Source organism: Teichococcus globiformis (assembly GCF_042646265.1).
GTDB classification, from domain to species: Bacteria; Pseudomonadota; Alphaproteobacteria; order Acetobacterales; family Acetobacteraceae; genus Pseudoroseomonas; species Pseudoroseomonas globiformis.
The window spans coordinates 566,665-587,473 of sequence record NZ_JBHRTN010000018.1; the positions used below are offsets into that span (position 1 = coordinate 566,665).

Annotated in this window: 20 protein-coding genes; 14 read left to right on the plus strand and 6 right to left on the minus strand. The window is 69.3% G+C overall.

Features of this window, described 5'->3' with window-relative positions:
- Positions 1–110: 110 nt before the first annotated feature.
- From ACFOD4_RS16910 to ACFOD4_RS16920, 3 genes are all read left to right on the plus strand, one after another.
- On the plus strand, positions 111–449 hold the full coding sequence (locus ACFOD4_RS16910) for a P-II family nitrogen regulator (protein WP_379598298.1): 339 nt from the start codon (positions 111–113) through the stop codon (positions 447–449).
- A gap of 59 nt (positions 450–508) precedes the next feature.
- Positions 509–1,807 carry an ammonium transporter gene (locus ACFOD4_RS16915; protein ID WP_379598888.1) on the plus strand — a complete coding sequence of 433 codons (1,299 nt, stop codon included), beginning with the start codon at positions 509–511 and terminating at the stop codon, positions 1,805–1,807.
- A 154-nt stretch (positions 1,808–1,961) separates the two neighbouring features.
- Positions 1,962–3,332: an APC family permease gene (locus ACFOD4_RS16920; protein ID WP_379598300.1), complete on the plus strand. Its 1,371-nt coding sequence runs from the start codon at positions 1,962–1,964 to the stop codon at positions 3,330–3,332.
- Positions 3,333–3,349: 17 nt separating this feature from the next.
- Here the strand turns inward: ACFOD4_RS16920 and ACFOD4_RS16925 are convergent, their stop codons facing one another.
- Together ACFOD4_RS16925 and ACFOD4_RS16930 are read right to left on the minus strand one after the other, a co-directional pair.
- Positions 3,350–3,814 (minus strand): hypothetical protein, encoded by a 465-nt coding sequence (locus ACFOD4_RS16925; RefSeq protein ID WP_379598301.1) that lies wholly within the window; start codon positions 3,812–3,814, stop codon positions 3,350–3,352.
- A gap of 75 nt (positions 3,815–3,889) precedes the next feature.
- Complete coding sequence (locus tag ACFOD4_RS16930; protein ID WP_379598303.1) at positions 3,890–4,381, minus strand: DUF2244 domain-containing protein; 492 nt, start codon at positions 4,379–4,381, stop codon at positions 3,890–3,892.
- Positions 4,382–4,651: 270 nt separating this feature from the next.
- Between ACFOD4_RS16930 and nth the strand changes: the two genes are divergently transcribed.
- The 7 genes from nth (at position 4,652) to ACFOD4_RS16965 (ending at position 13,176) form a co-directional block, all read left to right on the plus strand.
- Positions 4,652–5,308 (plus strand): endonuclease III, encoded by a 657-nt coding sequence (nth, locus tag ACFOD4_RS16935; RefSeq protein ID WP_379598889.1) that lies wholly within the window; start codon positions 4,652–4,654, stop codon positions 5,306–5,308.
- A 187-nt stretch (positions 5,309–5,495) separates the two neighbouring features.
- Entirely contained in the window at positions 5,496–6,014 is a 519-nt protein-coding gene (locus tag ACFOD4_RS16940) for an invasion associated locus B family protein (protein ID WP_379598305.1), read from the plus strand.
- Positions 6,015–6,020: 6 nt separating this feature from the next.
- Positions 6,021–7,235, plus strand: coding sequence for a 23S rRNA (adenine(2503)-C(2))-methyltransferase RlmN (gene rlmN / locus ACFOD4_RS16945; protein ID WP_379598307.1), 1,215 nt, complete (start codon positions 6,021–6,023; stop codon positions 7,233–7,235).
- Positions 7,232–8,461 carry an MFS transporter gene (locus ACFOD4_RS16950; RefSeq protein ID WP_379598309.1) on the plus strand — a complete coding sequence of 410 codons (1,230 nt, stop codon included), beginning with the start codon at positions 7,232–7,234 and terminating at the stop codon, positions 8,459–8,461. Before rlmN ends, ACFOD4_RS16950 begins: the two co-directional genes overlap by 4 nt.
- A gap of 89 nt (positions 8,462–8,550) precedes the next feature.
- Positions 8,551–9,396: a universal stress protein gene (locus ACFOD4_RS16955; protein WP_379598310.1), complete on the plus strand. Its 846-nt coding sequence runs from the start codon at positions 8,551–8,553 to the stop codon at positions 9,394–9,396.
- Between the two features lie 76 nt (positions 9,397–9,472).
- Positions 9,473–11,800 carry a xanthine dehydrogenase family protein molybdopterin-binding subunit gene (locus ACFOD4_RS16960; protein ID WP_379598312.1) on the plus strand — a complete coding sequence of 776 codons (2,328 nt, stop codon included), beginning with the start codon at positions 9,473–9,475 and terminating at the stop codon, positions 11,798–11,800.
- A gap of 110 nt (positions 11,801–11,910) precedes the next feature.
- Positions 11,911–13,176 carry a hypothetical protein gene (locus ACFOD4_RS16965; protein ID WP_379598313.1) on the plus strand — a complete coding sequence of 422 codons (1,266 nt, stop codon included), beginning with the start codon at positions 11,911–11,913 and terminating at the stop codon, positions 13,174–13,176.
- A 9-nt stretch (positions 13,177–13,185) separates the two neighbouring features.
- Here the strand turns inward: ACFOD4_RS16965 and ACFOD4_RS16970 are convergent, their stop codons facing one another.
- Genes ACFOD4_RS16970 through ACFOD4_RS16985 form a run of 4 tightly spaced genes read right to left on the minus strand, consistent with a single transcriptional unit; the run spans position 13,186 to position 17,547 of the window.
- On the minus strand, positions 13,186–14,064 hold the full coding sequence (locus ACFOD4_RS16970; protein ID WP_379598314.1) for an MBL fold metallo-hydrolase: 879 nt from the start codon (positions 14,062–14,064) through the stop codon (positions 13,186–13,188).
- A 23-nt stretch (positions 14,065–14,087) separates the two neighbouring features.
- Positions 14,088–14,990, minus strand: a complete 903-nt coding sequence (locus ACFOD4_RS16975; RefSeq protein WP_379598315.1) for a DMT family transporter — start codon at positions 14,988–14,990, stop codon at positions 14,088–14,090.
- A complete protein-coding gene (locus ACFOD4_RS16980) occupies positions 14,990–15,919 on the minus strand; it encodes a DMT family transporter (protein WP_379598316.1) in 930 nt (309 codons plus the stop codon). The genes ACFOD4_RS16975 and ACFOD4_RS16980 overlap by 1 nt, the downstream gene beginning before the upstream one ends.
- On the minus strand, positions 15,919–17,547 hold the full coding sequence (locus ACFOD4_RS16985) for a hypothetical protein (RefSeq protein ID WP_379598317.1): 1,629 nt from the start codon (positions 17,545–17,547) through the stop codon (positions 15,919–15,921). Before ACFOD4_RS16985 ends, ACFOD4_RS16980 begins: the two co-directional genes overlap by 1 nt.
- A gap of 41 nt (positions 17,548–17,588) precedes the next feature.
- Here ACFOD4_RS16985 and ACFOD4_RS16990 point away from each other — a divergent pair, with 41 nt between their 5' ends.
- The 4 genes from ACFOD4_RS16990 to ACFOD4_RS17005 all read left to right on the plus strand — a co-directional run bounded on the left by ACFOD4_RS16990 (position 17,589) and on the right by ACFOD4_RS17005 (position 20,798).
- Positions 17,589–18,365: a class I SAM-dependent methyltransferase gene (locus tag ACFOD4_RS16990; protein ID WP_379598318.1), complete on the plus strand. Its 777-nt coding sequence runs from the start codon at positions 17,589–17,591 to the stop codon at positions 18,363–18,365.
- 24 nt (positions 18,366–18,389) lie between these two features.
- Positions 18,390–19,397, plus strand: coding sequence for a glycosyltransferase family 2 protein (locus ACFOD4_RS16995; protein WP_379598319.1), 1,008 nt, complete (start codon positions 18,390–18,392; stop codon positions 19,395–19,397).
- The gene (locus ACFOD4_RS17000; protein WP_379598320.1) at positions 19,397–19,747 is read left to right on the plus strand and encodes a DMT family transporter; all 351 of its coding nucleotides are present in this window, start codon (positions 19,397–19,399) and stop codon (positions 19,745–19,747) included. The genes ACFOD4_RS16995 and ACFOD4_RS17000 overlap by 1 nt, the downstream gene beginning before the upstream one ends.
- 109 nt (positions 19,748–19,856) lie before the next feature.
- Positions 19,857–20,798, plus strand: coding sequence for a DMT family transporter (locus ACFOD4_RS17005; RefSeq protein WP_379598322.1), 942 nt, complete (start codon positions 19,857–19,859; stop codon positions 20,796–20,798).
- Positions 20,799–20,809: the final 11 nt, after the last annotated feature.

Consider the following 20,809-nt stretch of genomic DNA (forward strand, 5'->3'; position numbering starts at 1 on the left):
CTGTGCAGCCATCGCTATCGTATTCTCGCACGGCCTTGTCCGCCCGCCTGTGGCACGCCTTTCGCATCACTCAGCCTCAGCTACGCCGAAAGCAGAGGGGACCGCAGCGCATGAAGCTGGTGATGGCTGTCATCAAGCCTTTCAAGCTGGACGAGGTGCGCGAGGCGCTCACCCCGCTCGGTGTGCAGGGGCTGACCGTGACCGAAGTGAAGGGATTTGGCCGCCAGAAGGGCCAGACCGAGATCTACCGCGGCGCGGAATACCACGTCTCTTTCCTGCCCAAGCTGAAGATCGAGGTCGCCGTACCGGGGGACATGGTTGACGCGGTGGTCGAGGCCATCGCGACAACCGCGCGCACCGGCAAGATCGGCGACGGCAAGATCTTCGTGCTGGATGTGGAACGCGCGGTGCGCATCCGCACCGGCGAGACCGACGACTCCGCGCTCTGATGCCCGGGGCGCCCATCGATATGACCACCACCGGGATAGCAATGGAACCAATGAGGATGATGCGCGCGATCGCTCCCGGGGCCTGCGGCGCGGCCGCCGCCCTGACCGCTTCGCTGCTGCTGGCCGGGCCCGCCCTGGCCCAGGAGGCACCCGCCATCGACAGCGGCGACACGGCCTGGATGCTGACCAGCACCGCGCTGGTGCTGCTGATGACCATTCCGGGGCTGGCGCTGTTCTATGCCGGCATGGTGCGCAAGAAGAACGTGCTGGCCACCATGATGCAGTCCTTTTTCCTGGCCGCGCTGTGCAGCGTGGTCTGGATGGTGGCCGGGTACAGCCTGGCCTTCGGCGAAGGCGGTGCCTGGATCGGCGATCTGTCGCGGGTGTTCCTGGCCGGCACGGTGGAAAGCTTCAATCAGCCGATGGCGGGCGGAACCATCCCGGAGACGGTGTTCATCGCCTTTCAGATGACCTTCGCCATCATCACCCCGGCGCTGGCCACCGGCGCCGTGGCGGACCGCATGAAGTTCTCCTCGCTCTGTGTCTTCACCGTGCTTTGGTCGCTGCTCGTCTATAGCCCGATCTGCCACTGGGTCTGGCAGTCCAATGGCTGGATCTTCGGCCTGGGTGCGCTCGATTTCGCCGGAGGCACGGTGGTGCACATCAACGCCGGCGTGGCCGGCCTGGTGGCGGCTGTGGTGCTGGGCAAGCGCACCGGCTACGGCACCGAGAACATGTCCCCCTTCAACCTGGCGCTGGCGGTGATCGGGGCTTCCATGCTGTGGGTCGGCTGGTTCGGCTTCAACGCCGGCTCCGCCCTCGCTGCTGGGGGCCGCGCCGGCATGGCCCTTCTGGTTACCCAGATCGCCGCCGCAACCGCCACCATTGTCTGGGTGCTGGTGGAATGGGTGCTCAAGGGCAAGCCCTCGGTTCTCGGCGCCATCTCCGGCGCCGTCGCGGGGCTGGTCGCGGTGACGCCGGCCGCCGGGTTCGTGTCCCCGAGCGGCGCGCTGGTGCTGGGCATCGCAGCCGGCCTGGCCGGCTACTGGGGTGCCACCGCGCTCAAGCACTGGCTCGGCTATGACGACAGCCTCGATGCCTTCGGGGTGCATGGCGTGTGCGGCATTGTCGGCGCGCTGCTGACCGGCATTCTGGCCAATGAAGCCATTGGCGGCACCGCCGCCTCCTTCGGCCAGTTCATGGTGCAGCTCTATTCGGTGATTGCGACGATCGTCTACACCGGCATTGCCACTTTCATCCTGCTGAAGGTTGTGGACATGGCCATGGGGCTGCGCGTGACCGAGGAAGAGGAGCGCGAAGGGCTGGACGTATCGCTGCACGGCGAACGGCTCGGCTGATCCTGCTCCACGGATCGGATGATGCCTGAAGGAGCGTCGGGGCAAGGACCCCGGCGCTCTTTTTGCATCCGCCATCTTGTTCCGACGCCGCAACCGTCTTGCCCATGCCGCGCTTAACCTTGGGGTGATCATCCGCGCGAGAAGGGGAAATGCCATGGCGGATGCGGTGCAGGGTCAAGGCGAACCGCGATTGCAGCGCCGCATCGGCCTGGGCCTGCTGGTGATGTACGGCCTCGGCTCCATGCTGGGCGCAGGCATCTACGGGCTGGTGGGAGAAGCGGCGCGGCTCATGGGCAGCGCCATCTGGCTGGCTTTCCTGGTCAGCATGGTCGCCGCATTGCTCACGGGTCTCTCCTACGCCACCATTGCCTCGCGCTATCCGCGGGCGGGCGGCGCCTGCTACGTCACCCACCGCGCTTACCGCTCGCCGCTGTTGGGCTACCTTGTGGGGCTGGCCGTGGCCTGTTCCGGCCTCACCTCCATCGCCACCCAGGCCAATGTGGTGGCGCGCAACCTGCAGGCCGCCTTCGGGCTGGACGGCGTGCCCGTGCTGCTGCTGGCCACCGGCTTCCTGCTGATCGTCGCCGGCATCATCCTGCGCGGCATCAAGGAGTCCCTTTGGCTCAATGCGCTCTGCACCGTGGTGGAGGCCTTCGGCCTGATCCTGGTCGTTGCCGTCGGCATCCCCTACTGGGGTAGCGCCAGCCTGCTCGAATGGCCGGATGCAGCCCAGGGCACCGAGGCCGCCGGCACCGCTCTGCTGGTGTTTCAGGGCGCCGTGCTGACCTTCTTCTCCTTTATCGGCTTCGAGGACACCATGAACCTGGCCGAGGAGGTGAAATCCCCCGAGCGGACCATGCCTGCCGGACTGATCCTGGCCATGGTGGCGGCCACCATCATCTACCTGGCGATCTGCGTCACCGCAGTCTCGGTGGTGCCCTGGCGGGAACTGGCCGCCGCCCCGGCTCCGCTGGCCGAGGTGGTGCGCCGTGCGGCACCCTGGTTCCCGACGGTGGGCTTCATCGGCATCACGATTTTCGCCGTCGCCAACACGGCGCTGGTGAACTACGTCATGGCTTCCCGCCTGCTCTACGGCATGGCGCGGCAGGGGCTGTTGCCGGCGGCGCTGGGCCGCGTGCATCCCACGCGCCACACGCCGCATGTGGCGATCGGTGCGTTGCTGGTCGTGACGCTGGCGCTGGCGGCGATCGGCAACATCGCCTCTCTGGCCGCGGCGACCGTGCTGCTGCTGCTGTTCGTCTTCACCATCGTCAACGGCGCGCTGATCGTGCTGCAGCGCCGCCAGGGCGAGAAGCGCGGCACCTTCGAGGTCCCGTCGATCATTCCCGCCCTTGGCATGGTCGTGTGCCTGACGCTGATCGTGGTGCGGGTCGCCACCGGGAACATCCAGGCGCCGCTGATCGCCGGCGGGCTGATCCTCGCGATCCTGGCGCTGTATCTGGCGACCTCGCGCAACCGCGGCAAGGAGATGGAGGAGTTGATGCGGAGCGACGTGCTGTCGTGAGGGCCGGAAGCCGTGCTTCAGCCCAGGCGGCGGCGGTTCGACGTGACGGCGCTGCGTACCGGCCGCAGGGACGATTCGGCCATGGCCATCGCATCCTGGCCGAAGCCTGTCCAGAAGCGGGCAGCCCTGTGCGTCGCGCCCGTGGCCCATTCCAGCTGCGCTGCAGCCAGGGCGGCCGGATCCTTCTGCGCACCGGAGCGCACCAGAGCCTGCTGAGCGGCGGCCTCCTGGAAGCCGTATTCCATGGTCCGCTGCATCAGGGCCAACCCGCCCTGCCACATCGCTGTCTGGACGGAAGAGAAGGCCAGCATCTTCTCGGGCACCATGCGGCCGAATTCCAGGGCGGTCAGTGCCGGGCCCCGCAACGCGGCCTCCTCGGCGGAAAGCCGGGACTGCATGACCTGGTGCGCTCCCCGGATCATCTCAACAACATTGTCGCCGTGTCGGAGAAGGCGCGGCATGGTGCTGGGGCTGCGGGTCATCTTGTCACTCCGGCTCGTTGCGAAGCGTAACATGGTGACAGGCCCGGCTTTGGGAATGCCGCACCGGCCATCGTCTCAACCCTTCTCCCGCAGTTGCGGATTGTCGAAGACCGGCTGGCGATACGCCGCCAGGACCGCTTCCAGCGCGGCGGCGAGATCGGCCTGCTCCTGCTCCGAGAGAAAACGCCCGATCTCCACCCGCCGTCCGCGCTGCACCAATGCCAGGCCGCGCTGGTCGTCCCGCTCCACGCGTGCCCAGTACGGATCCAGCGTGGCCTCGAAGGCTTTCCCCCTTCCCCTGTCGCGCCGCACCCGCAGCAGCCCGGAACGGATCGAGATCACCTCCCGCGCACGTCCGGACCAGCGGTGGTGCAAAAGCACCGCCCCCAGCACCAGCAGCGCTTCGCCACCCAGGAACGGCACTACGGGCCAGGCGCCTACCACCAGGAACACCACACCGCCGATCAGGGCCCAGCCGAGGCAGAGCACGGCCAGCACCAGGAAGCCAAAGGGGTGCAGGCTGCGATGCGGCGTGCTGACGGCCTCGAACAGCGGAGGCTCGGCCACCGCATGATCCAGCGAGGGGCGATCCGGGGTTGCTGACATTGCCGGTGAACATAGGGTGTCGAACCCTTCCTTGCCCCTGTCGAATCGCGTGATCCCATGAAACGCCCCCCTGCCGCCGTCCCTGATCCCGCCCTGGCCCCGCCCGGAACCGCCGAGATCCCGCCTCCGCCCCAGGTCGAACCGGATCCTGGCGTTGCCGCCACACGCCGGCCCCGCGGTGCCAAGCGACCGCTGCACGGAACGGCCGAGGCACCCCGCCGCGCCCGCCGCATGTCCGCGGCCCAGGCCGCCCGCTTCGTGGAGGCGCTGGCGGTGGCCAACCCCGCGCCGAAAACCGAGCTGGACTTCACCTCCCCCTACACATTGCTGGTGGCGGTGGCGCTTTCGGCCCAGGCCACGGATGTCAGCGTGAACAAGGCCACGGCCACGCTGTTCGCCGAGGCCGCCACGCCCGAAGCCATGGTGGCGCTGGGCGAGGAAGGGCTGGCGCGGCACATTCGCAGCATCGGGCTGTGGAAGGGCAAGGCGAAGAACGTGATCGCCCTTTCCCAGCAGCTGATCGAGAAGCATGGCGGCGCCGTGCCACCTGACCGGGCGGCGCTGGAGGCCTTGCCGGGGGTGGGGCGCAAGACGGCCAACGTCGTGCTCAACGTGGCTTTCGGCGAGGAGGCGATGGCGGTGGACACCCACATCTTCCGCCTCGGCAATCGGACCGGCCTGGCGCCCGGCAAGACCCCGCGCGAAGTGGAGGACGGCCTGATGAAGCGCGTGCCCGGGTCGCTGCTGCGCGACGCGCATCACTGGCTGATCCTGCACGGGCGCTATATCTGCAAGGCGCGCCTGCCGGAGTGCTGGCACTGCGTGGCGCGCGAGGCCTGCAACTACGGCGACAAGGTCTTGTGGCCGCCCGGACGCGCAGCGAAGTAGCGCAGGGCTGCGGAAGCGGCGTCCCGGGACGGCTTGAAGATGGCGCGCATGATGCGGTGCGGCATTTAGCGTCCTTTTTTCTTTCGATGCCCGCTGCGACATGCCAAACCCTTGCGGCCGCCGCGCATCCGGTTCCGGCTTTGCGCGGTTGCGGCCCCGGCACCCCAACCCTTATGTGACCGTCACCATGACCCGGCTCCTTTCCACGCTCTTTCTGCTTGGCGCCGCCCTTGGCACGGCGCCGATCCCGGCCCTGGCGCAGCAGCAGGCTCGCCCGCAATCGCTCGGCACCTTCCAGGAATGGACGGCGGCGAGCCTCGGCAGCGGCGCGCAGAAGGTGTGCTACGCCTTCACCCGCGCCACCCGCAGCGACGGTGCCGGCACGCGGCAGAACGTCATGCTGACGGTGACGCATCGTTCCGGTGGGCGCGACCAGGTGTCGCTGCGTTCAGGCTACGCTTATGCCCGCAACGCCGAAGTCACGGTGGATGTCGGCTCCACCGAACTGGACTTCTTCACCGCGCAGGAGAACGCTTTCGCGCGGGAAGGCACCCGCACCGTCGCCGCCTTCAAGGCCGGCGCCAGTGCGGTGGCCAAGGGCAGCGGCCCTAATGGGCGCGGCACGGCGACCGACACCTTCTCCCTTTCCGGCTTCACCGCCGCCTATGACGCCATCAGCAAGGAGTGCCCGGCCGGCCGCCGGTAACCCATCATGAACATTTCCGTCGCCCCCACCCCCGACCTGACCGAAGCCGAGCGCGCGCGCATCCTGGCCAAGTCAGCGCTGTTCGCGCCGCCGCCGGCCACCCTGCCCGACGGGCGGCGCGACCTGGTCGGGCTGTCGCGGGAGGAGCTGGCGGCGGAAATGGTCGCGATCGGCGAGAAGCCGTTCCGTGCCAAGCAGCTCTGGCACTGGATCTACCACCAGGGCGCCACCGATTTCGCCAAGATGTCCACCATCGCCCGCCCGATGCAGCAGAAGCTGGCCGAGCGCTTCGTGGTCGGCCGCCCGGGGGTCGATACCGAACAGACCAGCGAGGACGGGACGCGGAAGTTCCTCTTCGCCTTCCGCGACAACCAGAAGGTCGAGACGGTCTACATCCCCGGCCTGCAGGAAGACCGCGGCGCCGTGTGCATCTCCACCCAGGTCGGCTGTACCCTGTCCTGCAAGTTCTGCCACACCGGCACGCAGAAGCTGGTGCGCAACCTGGGCGCGGCCGAGATCGTCGGGCAGTTCATGGCGGCGCGCGACAGCTATGGCGAATGGCCAAGCCCGACCGACGGCACGCCGCGACTGCTGTCCACCATCGTGATCATGGGCATGGGCGAGCCGCTCTATAACTACGAGAACACCGCCAAGGCCATGAAGATCATCATGGATGGCGAGGGCATCGGCCTGTCGCGCCGGCGCATCACCCTCTCCACCTCCGGCGTGGTGCCGATGATGGATCGCTGCGGCGAGGAACTGGGCGTCGGCCTGGCCGTATCGCTGCATGCGGTGCGGGACGAGATCCGCGACGAGATCGTGCCGCTCAACCGCAAATACCCGATCGCCGAGCTGATGGCGGCCTGCCGTCGCTATCCCGGCGCTTCCAACGCCCGTCGGATCACTTTCGAATACGTCATGCTGAAGGGCGTGAACGATTCGGAGGCCGATGCGCGGGAGCTGGTGCGGCTGCTCAAGGGCATCCCGGCCAAGGTGAACCTGATCCCGTTCAACCCCTGGCCCGGCAGCCCCTACGAGACCTCCTCGGGCAACGCCATTCACCGCTTCGCCAAGGTGGTGTCGGATGCCGGCTATTCCTCGCCGATCCGCACCCCGCGCGGGCGCGACATCCTGGCCGCCTGCGGTCAGCTCAAGACCGAGAGCGAGCGCCGGCGGGTCACCCGAGCCAGCCTCGACGCCAACAAGGTCGACGCCGCGTGAGTCCCCGCGGCGAGGCGGCAGACGCGATGTCGGTCAACCCGGCGCCGCCCGGCCCCTCGCCCTCCGGCAACCTCGCCATCCTGCCCCTGCTGGCCGCTGCCGCCTTCGCCACCGGCTGCGGCATGCGGCTGCTCGACCCGCTGCTGCCTCTGGTGGCGCGTGACCTGCACAGCACTGTGGCGGAAGTGGCGGTGCTGATCACCGCCTTTGCCCTGCCCTACGGGTTCTGCCAGGTGCTGCTGGGTCCGCTGGGCGACCGCTTCGGCAAGCTGCGCGTGCTGACCATCGGGCTTGTCTCCTATGGCGTGGCCATGGCGGCCTGTGCCATGGCCGGCTCGCTCGGGCAGATGATCGCGCTGCGCGCCGCAACCGGGGCTGCGGGCGGCGCCATTATCCCGCTCGCCCTGGCCTGGATCGGCGACAATGTGCCCTACCAGGAACGGCAAGCCACGATCAGCCGCTTCATGACCGGCATGGTGATGGCGCAGCTGCTCACCGGCCCCGTTTCGGGCAGCATCGGCCAGGCCTTCGGCTGGCGCTCGGTGTTTCTGGTCACCGCCACGGTGGCCCTGCTGACGGCGGCGGCCATCGCCGCCACGCTGGGGACGCGGCTGTGGCGCGGGCAACCGGCCAAGGCCGGGCGATTCGGCTTCACGCGCTACGCCGAGCTGCTCCGCCGCCGCCCGGCCCGCCTGTTGCTGCTCACGGCGTTTCTGGACGGGCTGCTGCTGTTCGGGGGCGCCTTTCCGTTCATTGGCTCCTACCTGATCCAGGATTTCCACCTGGAACCTTGGCAGGCGGGCCTGGTGGTGGCCGGCTTCGGCCTCGGCGCCCTGGTCTATACCCGCACTGCCCGGCGCCTGCTGGACTGGCTGGGCGAGATGCGCCTGATGCTGGTCGGCGGATTGCTGCTATCGGTCGCCCTGGCTGCCCTGGCCCTGGCGCCGGTCTGGCAGATGGTGGCCGTGTTGCAGGCCCTGATCGGCCTGTTCTTTTTCGGTTTCCACGGCGTGCTGCAGGCCCGCAGCACCGAGGCCCTGCCGGAAGCCCGCGCCACCGCCGTGTCCGCCTTCGCCATGGCCCTGTTTCTGGGCCAGGGGATCGGCTCGATCTGTTTCGGCGTCCTGCTGCGGCATGGCGGCTACAGCGCAGGCTTCCTGACGGCCGCCTTGTTGATGGCGGTGCTGACGCTGTGGACGCGCGGCATGCTGCAGCGTCCCGATTGACCGATCCGGCCACCCGCGGTCCAGCTCTCCCGGGCTGACCCGCCGGCCGGGACGGTCTAGGATCGGCGGCATACCGCACGGGGAATGCCATGATCCGCAGCATCCTGATCGCACTGGACGACACGCCCGGCGCCGCTGCGGCCCGCGACCTGGCCATCTTCTTCGCCCGTCGCGACGGGTCGCACCTCGCTGCCGCCGTGGTGATGGACCTGCCGCACACCCGCGATGCCGCAGGTCCGGTCCCGATCGGCGGCGGCGCCTTCCTGGAGCACCGCAACGCCGCCCTGGTGCAGCGCGCCGAGGCCGAGGCGCGGGCGGCGCTGGATGCCTTCGATGCCGCCGCCGGCGATCTGCCGGTGGAGAAGCTGCGGCTGGAGGAGGCGCCGGAGCCGGCCCTTTTGCGCGCAGCGGCGGGGCACGACCTGCTGGTGATCGGCCGCGACTCCACGCTGGGCCAGGAAAGCAGCGAGGATGGTCTTGCTCCCGTCATCGAAGGGCTGTTGCGGCATGGTGCACGGCCATTGCTGGTGGTGCCGCCGCGGGCCGAGATGCCGGGATACGATCCGGCCGGGGCGGTGCTGGTGGGTTATGATGCCTCCATCCCGGCCCAGCGCGCCCTGCAGATCTTCGCGCTGATGAAGCCTGAGGAGGATGCCGAGATCCGCGTAGTGTCGGTGGACGCCGATGCGGGCCGCGCCCGCGCCCTGGCCGAGGAAGGGCGCGCCTACCTGTCCCGCCACGGCTTCAACGCCACCGCCCTCGCGGTGGAGGGCGACCGCCCGGCCGACCTGTTGCTGGAGGAGGCGGCGCGCATGAAGCCCCGCCTGGCCGTGCTCGGCTCCTTCGAGGTGACGGGATGGCGGGGGCTGATCTCCGGCTCGGCCACGCGCAAGCTGCTCAGAATGATGCCCTGCCCGGTTTTCATTCATCACTGAGCCCGCGCCTTCGCCCTTCCCTTGCCGCCGGACATGGCCAATCATGCCGGCCGGGAGAGTTCGAGGGAGAGAAGCCATGGCCAAGTTCGGCCTCAGCCAGCAGGTGCGCCGCGTCGAGGATCCGCGCCTGCTGAAGGGCAACGGGCGCTACACGGACGATATCTCCGTGCCCGGCCAGTTGCATGCCGTGGTGCTGCGGAGCCCGCACGCCCATGCGCGCATTCAGTCCATCGACACCGCCGCCGCCGCGGCCATGCCGGGGGTCAGGGCCGTGCTGACCGGGCAGGACTGGATGGATGACGGGCTGGGCGAGATCCCCTGCGCCATTCCGCTGAAGAACCGCGACGGCTCGCCTCGCGCCGACACGCCGCGCTACGGCCTCGCGGTCGGCACGGTGCGGCATGTGGGTGATGGCGTGGCCTTTGTTGTTGCCGACACGGTGCAGGCGGCGCGCGACGCGGCCGAGGCGGTGATGGTGGATTACGACATGCTGCCGGCGGTGACCGACCTCGCCACCGCCACCGGGGCCGGGCAGCCGCAGATCTGGGAGGGTGCTCCCGGCAACATCTGCTTCGACTGGTCGGCCGGAGACGAGGCGGCGACCCAGGCCCTGTTCGACCAGGCCTCGCATGTCACCAAGCTGACGGTGGTGAACAACCGCATCATCGTGAACAGCATGGAGGGCCGCGCGGCACTCGCCGAATACGATGCGGCCAGCGGCAAGTTCACGCTCCATGCCGGCACCCAGGGCTCGTGGCTGGTGAAGGACCTGCTGGCGAACGCGGTGTTCCACCTGCCGCCGGAAAAGTTCCGCGTCATCACCCCCGATGTGGGCGGTGGCTTCGGCATGAAGCTCTACATGTATGCCGAGTACGCGCTGTGCTGCTGGGCGGCGCGCCGGCTCGAACGCCCGGTGAAGTGGATCTCCGAGCGCATGGAGGCCTTTCAGTCCGATACCCAGGGGCGCGCGAACCTCACCACCGGGGAGCTGGCCCTCGACAAGGATGGCAAGTTCCTGGCGCTGCGCACCAAGAACTACGCCGATATGGGCGGCTACCTCTCCACCTTCGCTCCCTTCATCCCCTGCGGCGCGGGGACCAAGGTGCTGGCGAGCGTGTATGGCTTCCAGGCCATCTACGCCAATGTGCTGGGCGTGCTGACCAACACCGTGCCGGTGGATGCCTACCGCGGTGCCGGCCGGCCAGAGAGCAACTACCTAGTGGAGCGGCTGATCGACGCCGCCGCGCGTGAAACCGGCATCGACCGCATCGAGCTGCGCCGCCGCAACATGGTTCCGGCCTCTGCCATGCCGCACAAGACGCCGGTGGGACAGACCTATGACTCCGGCGAGTTCGCGATGGTTCTGGACAAGGCGCTGGCACTGTCCGACTGGCAGGGCTTCGAGAGCCGCCGTGCCGAGGCGCAGGCGCGCGGCAAGCGGCGCGGCATCGGCATGGCCTATTACCTGGAGGCCACGGGCGGCGATGCCTCGGAGCGCGCGGCGATGCGATTCGCCGATGACGGCATGCTGGACGTTCTGGTCGGCACGCAATCCACCGGCCAGGGCCATGAAACGGCCTATGCCATGATCACCGGCCACCAGCTGGGCATTCCGATCGAGAAGATCCGCGTGCTGCAGGGCGATTCCGATGGACTACCCTCGGGCGGCGGCACTGGAGGCGCCCGTTCCCTTTACTCGGAAGGCGCCGCGTTGCTGGCGACCACCGCCAGCGTCATTGAGAAGGGCAAGCAGGCGGCTGCCGAGGCGCTGGAAGCCGCTGTCGCGGATATCGAGTTCGAGGGTGGCCGCTTCGCCATCGCCGGCACCGATCGCGGCCTGGGCATCCTGGAACTCGCCGCCGCCCAGCGCGAGCGGGCCGCCCGGGGCGAGACGGTGACGCTGCTGGACGCCGCCGAGGTCGCGGCCATCCCGGCGCACACCTTTCCGAATGGCTGCCATATCGCCGAGGTAGAGATCGATCCGGATACGGGCCACACCGAAGTCGCCCGCTACATCGTGGTGGATGATGTGGGACATGCGTTGAACCCCCTGATCGTACGCGGCCAGGTGCATGGGGGCGTGGCGCAAGGGATTGGCCAGGCAGTGATGGAACGCGCCGCCTATGATCCGGACACCGGCCAGCTGCTTTCGGCCAGCCTGAACGACTACGCCCTGCCACGCGCCAACGACCTGCCCGATATCGAGGTGGAGCTGGTTGAGATTCCGTGTGAAACCAACGCCCTTGGCGTCAAGGGTGCAGGTGAGGCCGGTGCGGTGGGCTCGCCTCCTGCCGTGATCAATGCCATGGTCGATGCACTGGCCCCGGCCGGGGTAACCCATCTGGACATGCCGGCAACGCCGGAAGTGGTGTGGAAGGCCGTGGCCACCGCACGCGCCGCCTGATCCCATCCGGGGACGGCTTCCGCGGCAGGGATCGCGGAAGCCGTTCGTGGCCGGAATGGCCCTGTCTCGGAAGGTGAGCCTCATTCTTCCTTAACGGATAGTCAGCAACCATGCGTTGTATGACATACCCGGCTCCTATCCGCCCGGCAGTAGCCCGGCGGATCCTCGCACGCAGCGCGCCTGTTGCCATGCTGCTGGCGGCCAGCGCGCCTGGCATCGCCAAGGCCGCGCCCTACAGCGTGACGCTGGAGGTTGATGGCCAGACCTATTCCCGGACCTTTGGCAGCTATTCAGAGGCGCAAAGAGCTTTGCGGGAACGGAGCATCCGCGAGATCGCGCCCAACTACACCCCACGATCCTCGGTCAGAGCGGATGTCAGCATCCGCGGCCTGCCCGCCACGGTCACCCGCGTGCCTGGCGAGACAGCACTGGTGCTGTCTGTCCCAGCCGCCGGCGTGACCCAGGTCTTCTCGGGGCAAAGCTTCGCCGACTCGACGCGCCAGCTGGAAACCTTCGCCAGGGGCCAGGGCAACACCGAGGAGTTGCGCAAGATCTACGACGCGATCGCCGCCAACAGCACCATCGACCCGGTAATCGGCAATCCCTCCTCGCTGCAAGGCCAGTCGATCACTGCGGACCATGGCGCCGGCACAGCACTCCCGGGCGACCTGGGCCGCATGGAGCCGCGCGAGGCAGGATGGCATTTCGGCATCAGCGGCCGGCTCGGTCGCCACCAATCGAACGACTTCGACACCACGGCCTATGACCTGCCGCTGGCAGTGTCCTACGTGTTCGGTGCGGACGGGCCGGAACTGTTTCTCGACCTCCCGCTGAGCTTGACCACGGTGGCGGGCGCCACCTCCTACCTGGGCTCCGCCGGCATTGGCCTGCGGGTGCCGGTGCTGCGCCGGGAGGCCTTGCGGTGGGCGCTGACGCCGGCGATGCGCGGCGGCGCAGCGGGCTCCAGCGAGGTTGGGTCGGTAGGCGCGGCCTATGGTGCTTCGCTGACCAGCGACCTCCGGATGGCCTTGCCGGCGGGGCTGGTGCTCGGCATCGGCAACACGGTCGGGTACTACGAGACGGAGCCGGTGCAGGTCGGCGACTACGATCTGCGCTACGACCTGCAGAACGTTTACTACCGCAACGGACTGCGGCTTTCCCGCCCTGTCGGCAGCATCGGGAACCGGCCGGTGCTGCTCGGGGTGAACGTCACCGATACGCGCGTCGCGGGCGATGACATCGCGGTGCGCAGCTGGCAGGAATACGGGCTGACGGTGACCGTCGGGCAGGCGGCGCCGGTGCAGCTGGGCCTGAGCTACCTGGATGGTCGCAACGGCTACAACGCCTTCCGCTTCGGGATCAGTTTCGGCTTCTGAGCGGGGCACTCAGCCGGGCAGTGCCCGCCACGCACCGTCGGGCGCGAGTTCGGCCTCGCCCTGACCGGCCAGCTTCAGCAGGTGCGCGAGCAGGCTGCGCGCCGCAGCCGGGCGCAGCCGTGCATCGAGGCCGAGATACAGGAACGGCACCAGCTCCTCCACCGTTGCGGGTCCATGGCGGCCGAGCACCTCCAGCACCCCTTCCTCGCGCCGCTGGCGGTGCTCCAGCATGGTCCGGGTGAAAGGCATGGGGTCAGGCAGCGGCGCGCCATGGCCAGGCAGGTAGAGCCGATCATCCCGCCGTAGAAGCCGCTCCAGGCTGGCCATGTACTCCGCCATGTCGCCGTCGGGGGGTGAAACGATGCTGGTGGACCAGCTCATCACATGGTCGCCGGAGAACAGCACCCCCTCTCCCTCCAGCGCGAAGCACAGATGGGTGCCGCAATGGCCTGGCGTGTGCAGGGCGGTGAGGCTCCAGCCCTCACCGGCCACGCTATCGCCATCGGCCAGACGGTGGTCGGGCGTGAAGTCCTGGTCGCCCCCTTCCGGTACGCGGTGCCGGCCGAAGCCATGGCTGGGCGCGCCTGTTGCCGCCTGCAGGGCCGCCACGCCGCCCGAATGGTCGCGGTGCGTGTGGCTGACCAGAATGCGGGTGATGCGCTCATCGCCGAGGGCGCGCAGGATGGCGTCGCGATGCGCCGCATCCTCTGGCCCCGGATCGAGCAGCGTGACCTCGTGCTCGCCGAGGAGATAACTGTTGGTCCCGAGAAAGGTGAACGGCCCGGCATTGCCGGCACGGATCCGGCGCAGCCTGGGGCCGCCGGGCCGTCCCAATTCCTGCACCGCGCCGGCCGGCAGGGCGTCCTCCTTGATGTAGCGGATGCTCATGCGCCTTCTCCTCGGCGGCGCGCTCAACGGCCGCGCCGCCGCAATTCGCGATGCAGGATGTAGAGCCCGGCGGCGACGATCATCGCCGAGCCCAGCAGCATGGTGGGCGTGGGCCGGTCGCCCCAGAACAGGGCGCCCAGCAGCATGGCCCAGATCAGCGCCGAATAGGAATAGGGGCCGAGCGCCGAGACCTGCGCGCTGGCATAGGCTTCCGTCAGCATCACCTGGGCCAGCCCGCCGAACAGCCCGATGCCCAGCAGCAGCACCCACTGCTCGAGGCTCGGCGTCACCCAGATGAAGGGCAGGGCCAGGGCCGACATGGCCGTCATCAGGATGGATTGCCACAGCACGATGGCGGCGGTGGTCTCGGTCGCGGAGAGCTGGCGCACCAGCAGGGTGGTGAGGGCCGCGAACAGCCCGCCCGCCGCCGCGGCGGCGAAGCCGGCCCAGCCCAGCCACTCCGCCTGCCCGGGCGGCCCGCCATGGCTGGTGAACGCCCCCTGCCCTACGGCGATAACCACGATACCCAGAAACCCGGCCAGCACCGCGCCCCATCGATGTACGCCGGGCCGTTCGCCCAGAAAGGGGATGGCCAGCAGCGTGACGAAGAGCGGCTGCGAATAGTTCAGTGCCGTCTGCTCGGCCAGCGGCAGCACGGTGATGGCAAAGAAGGAGCAGCCCATGGCGCCGATGCCGGCCAGCGCGCGCACCACGTGCCCGCCGAAACGCTGGGTGCGCAGGTCCACATGCCGCCGCAGCCCGATCAGCGCCACCACCGGCAGGGCCAGCAGGTTGCGGAAGAACATCAGCTCCGGAAAGGGGATGCTGTCGCCGAGCGCCTTCACCAGAGCGCCCATCACCGAGAACAGCGCCGTGGCGCCCAGCATCATCAGCGCGCCGCGGCGCAGGTCGTGGCGCAGCGGCATCAGTTCTTCCCCTGACTGCCGGCGCGCAGCGCATCGCGCCGCCGGACCTGCTCGCGATGCAGGTTGTAGAGCCCGGCGGCGATCACGATGGCAGCGCCCCCCAGGGTGCCAAGGGCCGGGAACTGTCCCCAGATCACCAGCCCGAGCACCAGCCCCCAGACCAGGGTGGAGAACTCGAAAGGCGCCAGAACCGAGGCCGGCGCCAGCGCAAAGGCGCGGGCGAACAGCCAGTGCGCCACGCCGTTGGCCGCGCCCAGCAGCACCAGCACGGCGGCCGTGCCCCAGCCGGGCAAGGCGCTGGGCGGTGGCATGGCCGGCAGCAGCGCGAGGCCCACCGGCACATGCGCGAGCAGCAGCCAGAAAGCGATGCTGGCCGGGGTGTCGGTGCGCGCCAGCAGCCGGGTCCAGAGCCGCGTCAGCGCCATCAGCGACGTGGCCAGGACCAGCAGGGCCGCGTCGGCATTCCACAGATCCCCGCCAGGGCGCAACATCACCAGCACGCCGACAAATCCGCCCACCGTGCTGGCCCAGCGGCGCCAGCCCACCTGCTCGCCCAGGATCGGGATGGCCAGCAGGGTCACGATCAGCGGCGAGGCGGCGGCCACCGCATAGGTGTCGGCCAGCGGCATGCCACGCAGCCAGACGATGTAGAACAGCACCGTGACGCCGCAATGGATCGTGCAGCGCAGCAGCATCAGCCGCCGGTTCACCACGCGCACCACCTGGCCGCGCGCCAGCACGGCAATGGCCAGGGCGCCGAACACGCCGCGCCAGATCATCGCCGCCGCCGGCCCCACCTCGGGCAGAGCCCATTTCACCATCGCGTCGGAAACAGTGATCACGGCATAGCCGAGCGCCACCAGACCCATGCCGCGCAGGATGGCGTCGCCGGCCGCGGCGGGGGCAAGCGGCGGCAGCACGGCCGACATCAGGGAACCCGCCGGAACAGGCGATAGCCGCCGATCTCGCCCGCCGGCCGGTACATTCGCCAGGCGCGGGCGAATTCCGGGTTCCGCAGGAAGTAGTCGAGCAGGTCGAAATGCCCGCCGCATTCCGGGATGCCGCTCCAGCGGGCGATCATCACCGTGGCCGGCGCGCCCTGCGCCAGCGCCTCCGCCACGCTGTTCCAGACGCGGCGCTCGGCCTCGGGCATGGCGCGGGGCGCGCGGTAGCGCGGCGCGCCGGGGCTGCATTCGCCATAGGTCGCCTGCAGCAGCCACGTGCTCATGAAGGGCAGCAGCAGCCGCTCCCCGGCGTAGTTCACCGCCGGATACACGTCGGGGATATCCGGGGAGAGCACCAGGAGCCGACCTTCCGGCGCCTCGCGCGCCAGCCATGCGGCGAGCTGACCGCCGCGGCTTTCCGCCCAGTTGAGCTGCAGCCAGGGCGACTGGTCGCCACGCAGCGCGAAGGCACCGAGGAACAGCGCCAGCCCGAAGGCCAGAAACGGTCCCGCGCGGCGGGCGGTCCCGGGCGATAAGGCGGCGTCGGCGGCGCGGGCGGCCAGCGTCGCCGCCGCCAGCCCGCCGAACAGCCACACAGGCACCAGGTGGTAGCTCCAGCCCTTGTGCTGCACCAGCGCGGCGGCCAGCCCGCCCAGCATGGCTGCGGCGGCGAGCTTCGGCAGCCAGCCCAGCCGGGACGGCGCGAAGCCGGCCAGCAGCGCGGCACCCAGAGCCAGCAGCGCCGCGCTGCCGGTAGGTGCCGTCAGCAGCACCCGCCACCAGGGGGCGCTGCCCAGATCGACGTACCAGCCCCAGACGAGTGGCAGGATCTCGTCGAAGTAGGCCGGAAAAAAGACCGGAATGGCAGCGACATACAGCGCCCAGAGTGCCGCCATCAGCCACGGCGCCGGATCGTGGAAGGCCGCGACCAAGCCCCGCCCGCGCCAGACGGCCAGCAGCACCATGGCTTCCACCAGCAGGGGCACGGCCAGGAAATGCGGCTTCAGCGCGAAGCCCAGGGCCGCCAGGCCGAGCGCCGCCAGCCAGAGGGGCCATGGTGTCGCCACCGCCGCAATCCGCCGTTCGGCCAGGAACAGGTAGGGCAGCGCGGCCACAGCCATCAGGTGCTCGCGCTGGCCGAAATCGTAGCCAGCCTGGAGCATCAGCAAGGGCAGCAACGCCATCAGCACCGCGCGTTCCGCGGCGCCGCGCTGCGCCAGCCGCAGGCACAGCCAGAGCGTGCCGGCGCAGAACAGCAGCAGCAGGCCGAGCAGCGCCTGGATGTCGGAGAGCGGCGTCATCGCCGCCAGCCAGGCGGCGGGGAGGTTCAGCAGGAAGACCAGCGGCGGGTTGACGTCCACCAGCTCGGCATAGAGCGGCTCGCCCCGCAGCATCCGCGCTGCGAAATCCAGCACGGCGGCAACATCGTGGTTCAGCGGCGGCGACAACACCACGAGCAGGAAGCCGAGCGCCGGAAGCAGTGCCAGGATGCGCAGCGCCAGGGCCTGGAAAGCCCAGGTATCGGCAAAATAGGCGGGGTCCGCATGACGGCCGGGTGTGGTTCTCTCCGGGGCATGCTCCCCGGCGGCGGCATTCATGGTGCTCGGCTTCATCGGACGCCGGACCATCCTTCCCCGGCAAGGCAATTTCTGCAATGGCATTGCGGCCATCATCGGGCGCTGCCACAACTTTTCCCGTGGATCCCGCCGAATACGACCTGATGGACGCGGCCGAGGAGCGGATGTGGTGGTATCGCGCCCTGCATGCCCGCGTCGGCACCGCTTTGCGCACCGCGCAACCGCCGCCCGGCCCCTGGCTTGACCTGGGCTGCGGCACCGGGGGGCTGCTCCGCCGCCTTGCCTCCAGCTTCCCCGGACAGGCTCTGCACGGGCTCGAATACAACCCTGCTGCCGCCCGCCGCGCCGCCGCGAAATCCGCGGCAGCCATCGTCACAGGGGATGCTGCCGCCCTGCCCTACGGCGACGCATGCTTCACCGCCCTCGCCAGCATGGACGTGCTCTGCCACGCGGCGGTGGACGAGGCGCGGGCGCTGGCCGAGATGCACCGGGTGCTGGCGCCGGGTGGCGTGCTGGTGCTGAACCTCCCGGCTTTTCGCTGGCTGCACTCGGCGCATGACCGGCGGGTGCACAATGCCCGCCGCTACACCGCGGGCGAAGCGCGCCGCCTGCTGGCGCGCGCCGGCTTCGCGCCCGGCCGAGTCACCTACTGGAACGCGCTGCTGCTGCCGCTGATGGTGGCGCAGCGCAAGCTGCTGGCGCGTGGTGCGGACGATGCCAGCGACGTTGCCCCGTTTCCGCCGTGGTTGAATGCCACGCTGCACGGCGTGACCGTGGCCGAAGCCGCGCTGGTCCGCCTCGGCCTCCGCTACCCGGCCGGCGGCTCCGTGCTCGCCATCGCCACACGACGCTGAGCTCCTCACCAAGGTCCAACGCCCATGACCACGCCCCTCCCCGAACCGGCCATCGGCCTGTCCATCGTTGTACCGGTGTATCGCGGGGCGGATACCGTAGGGCGGCTGGTCGCCGCCCTTTCGGCGCTGGAGCCCGAGGGCGGGATCGAGGTCATCCTGGTCAACGATGGCAGCCCGGACAACAGCGGCGAGGTCTGCCGCGAGCTCGCCCGCACCGCCACCGTGCCGCTCACCTATGTCGAGCACGCGCGCAATTTCGGCGAGCACAACGCGGTCATGACCGGGCTCCGGCACATGCGCGGCCGCTACGTCATCACCATGGACGATGACCTGCAGAACCCGCCGGAGGAGGTGCTGAAGCTCTACAACCATGCCCGGCTCGGCAACTGGGACGTGGTCTACACCCGCTATGCCGAGAAGCAGCATGAGGGCTGGCGCAACCTGGGCTCGCGCTTCGCCAACTGGGTGGCGGACCAGCTGATGGACAAGCCGAAGGGGCTCTACCTTTCCTCCTTCCGCTGCATGTCGGCGCTCGTGGTCGGTCAGGTGACGCGCTATGCCGGCCCCTACCCCTATATCGACGGGCTGGTGATGCAGGTGACGCAGCGCATCGACAGCATCGAGGTGCTGCACCTGCCGCGCATGGAGGGGCGCTCCAACTACACGCTTCGGCGGCTGATCCGGCTGTGGCTGAATCTGGCCACCAGCTTTTCCTTGTTGCCGCTGCGGCTTGCCATGCTGGCGGGGGTGGCGATGGGCGCGCTCGGCGTGGTCGGCGCCATCTTCACCATGATCGAGGCGCTGACGGTTGACACTCCCACCGGCTGGGCCTCGGTGATGACGGTGACGCTGCTGATCGCGGGTGTGCAGTTCCTGATCCTGGGCGTCATGGGCGAGTATCTCGGTCGCGCCTTTCTTTCGGCCAATGGCAAGCCGCAAGGCGTGGTGCGGCAGGTGGTGGCGGCCGGGCCGCAGCCGCCGGGCCCGGCGCCGGAAGAACGCGCCGAGATCCTGACACCGGGCCTCTATTGATGGCTACCACCGCCCCACTGCTGCACTGGGCTGTGCTGGCCGCCGCCATTTGCACCTCGCTGGCCGGGCAGGTGCTGCTGAAGCTCGGCACCATCGGTCATGGCTCCTTTCTGGTGCAGCTCTTCCGCTGGCAGACGATGCTGGGGTTGGTCTTCTATGGCGGCGCGGCGATGCTCTACATCGTGGCGCTGCGCAAGCTGCCGATGAGCGTGGCCCTGCCCTGCACCGCCGCCTCCTATGTCATCGTGGCGCTGATCGGGCATTACGGCTTCGGCGAGGCGCTAGGGGTACAGAAGATCGCTGCCATCGCGCTGATCTCCGCCGGGGTGGTTCTGCTGGCCACGGCCTGAGCGGCGCCAGGCCAGAATGTGCGGCCGCCTTGCCGCCCTTACCACACGGCGGTTATGACAGAGGGGCTGACCCATCGCGGCCCCTGGTCGCTGCCGCAGGAGAACCCGGATGCCGACCAGCCTGGACCGAAACCGGCCGCTCGGCACCCCTTCCGCCTGGGGAATGCTTGGCCGGCTCTGGCGCATGCCGGTGCTGCTGCTGATAGGGGCCTGCTTGTTCTGGGCCGGCAACTTCATCATCGGCCGGGGGATCGGGCAGAGCGTACCGCCCTTTTTTCTTTCCTTTTGGCGCTGGCTGCTGGCCCTAGGAATGCTGCTGCCCTTCGCCTGGCCGCATCTGCGACGCGATGCACAGGCGATCCTGCGCCATGTGCCGCTGCTGTTCGGGCTGTCGCTGCTGGGCATCGGCTCCTTCAGCACGCTGGTCTATATCGGGCTGCGCAGCACGCCGGCCATCAACGGGCTGCTGCTGCAATCGGTGATCCCGCTGGCCATCATCCTGTGCAGCTTCCTGCTGTTCCGCGAGGCGCCGCGGCGCGGGCAGGTGCTGGGCCTGGCGCTCTCGGCCGGCGGGGTGGTGGCCATCGCCAGCCACGGCTCTGTGGAGGACCTGCTGGCGCTCCGGCTGCATCCGGGCGATCTGTGGGTGCTGGCGGCGGTGCTGTCCTACGCGGTCTATTCGGCCTGCCTGCGGCTGCGGCCGGCGATCCACCCGCTGAGCTTTCTGGCGGCCAGCATCGCCCTTGCCCTGGTGGCGATCGGCGCGGGGGCGATCTGGGAGGCGGGCCACAGCGCTGCGCCACCCGTCACCGCCACGCTGCTGCTCGCCATCTTCTACCTGGCGCTCTTTCCTTCGCTGCTGGCCTACCTGTTCTTCAACAGGGGGGTCGAGTTGATCGGCGCGAACCGTGCGGGGCAGTTCATCCACCTCCTGCCATTATTCGGCAGCCTGATGGCAGTAGGATTGCTGGGCGAGGCGCTGCACGGCTTTCACCTCGCCGGGCTGGCGCTGATCGGCGCCGGCATCCTGCTGGCCATGCGGGGGCGCTGAGGTCCCCGGCG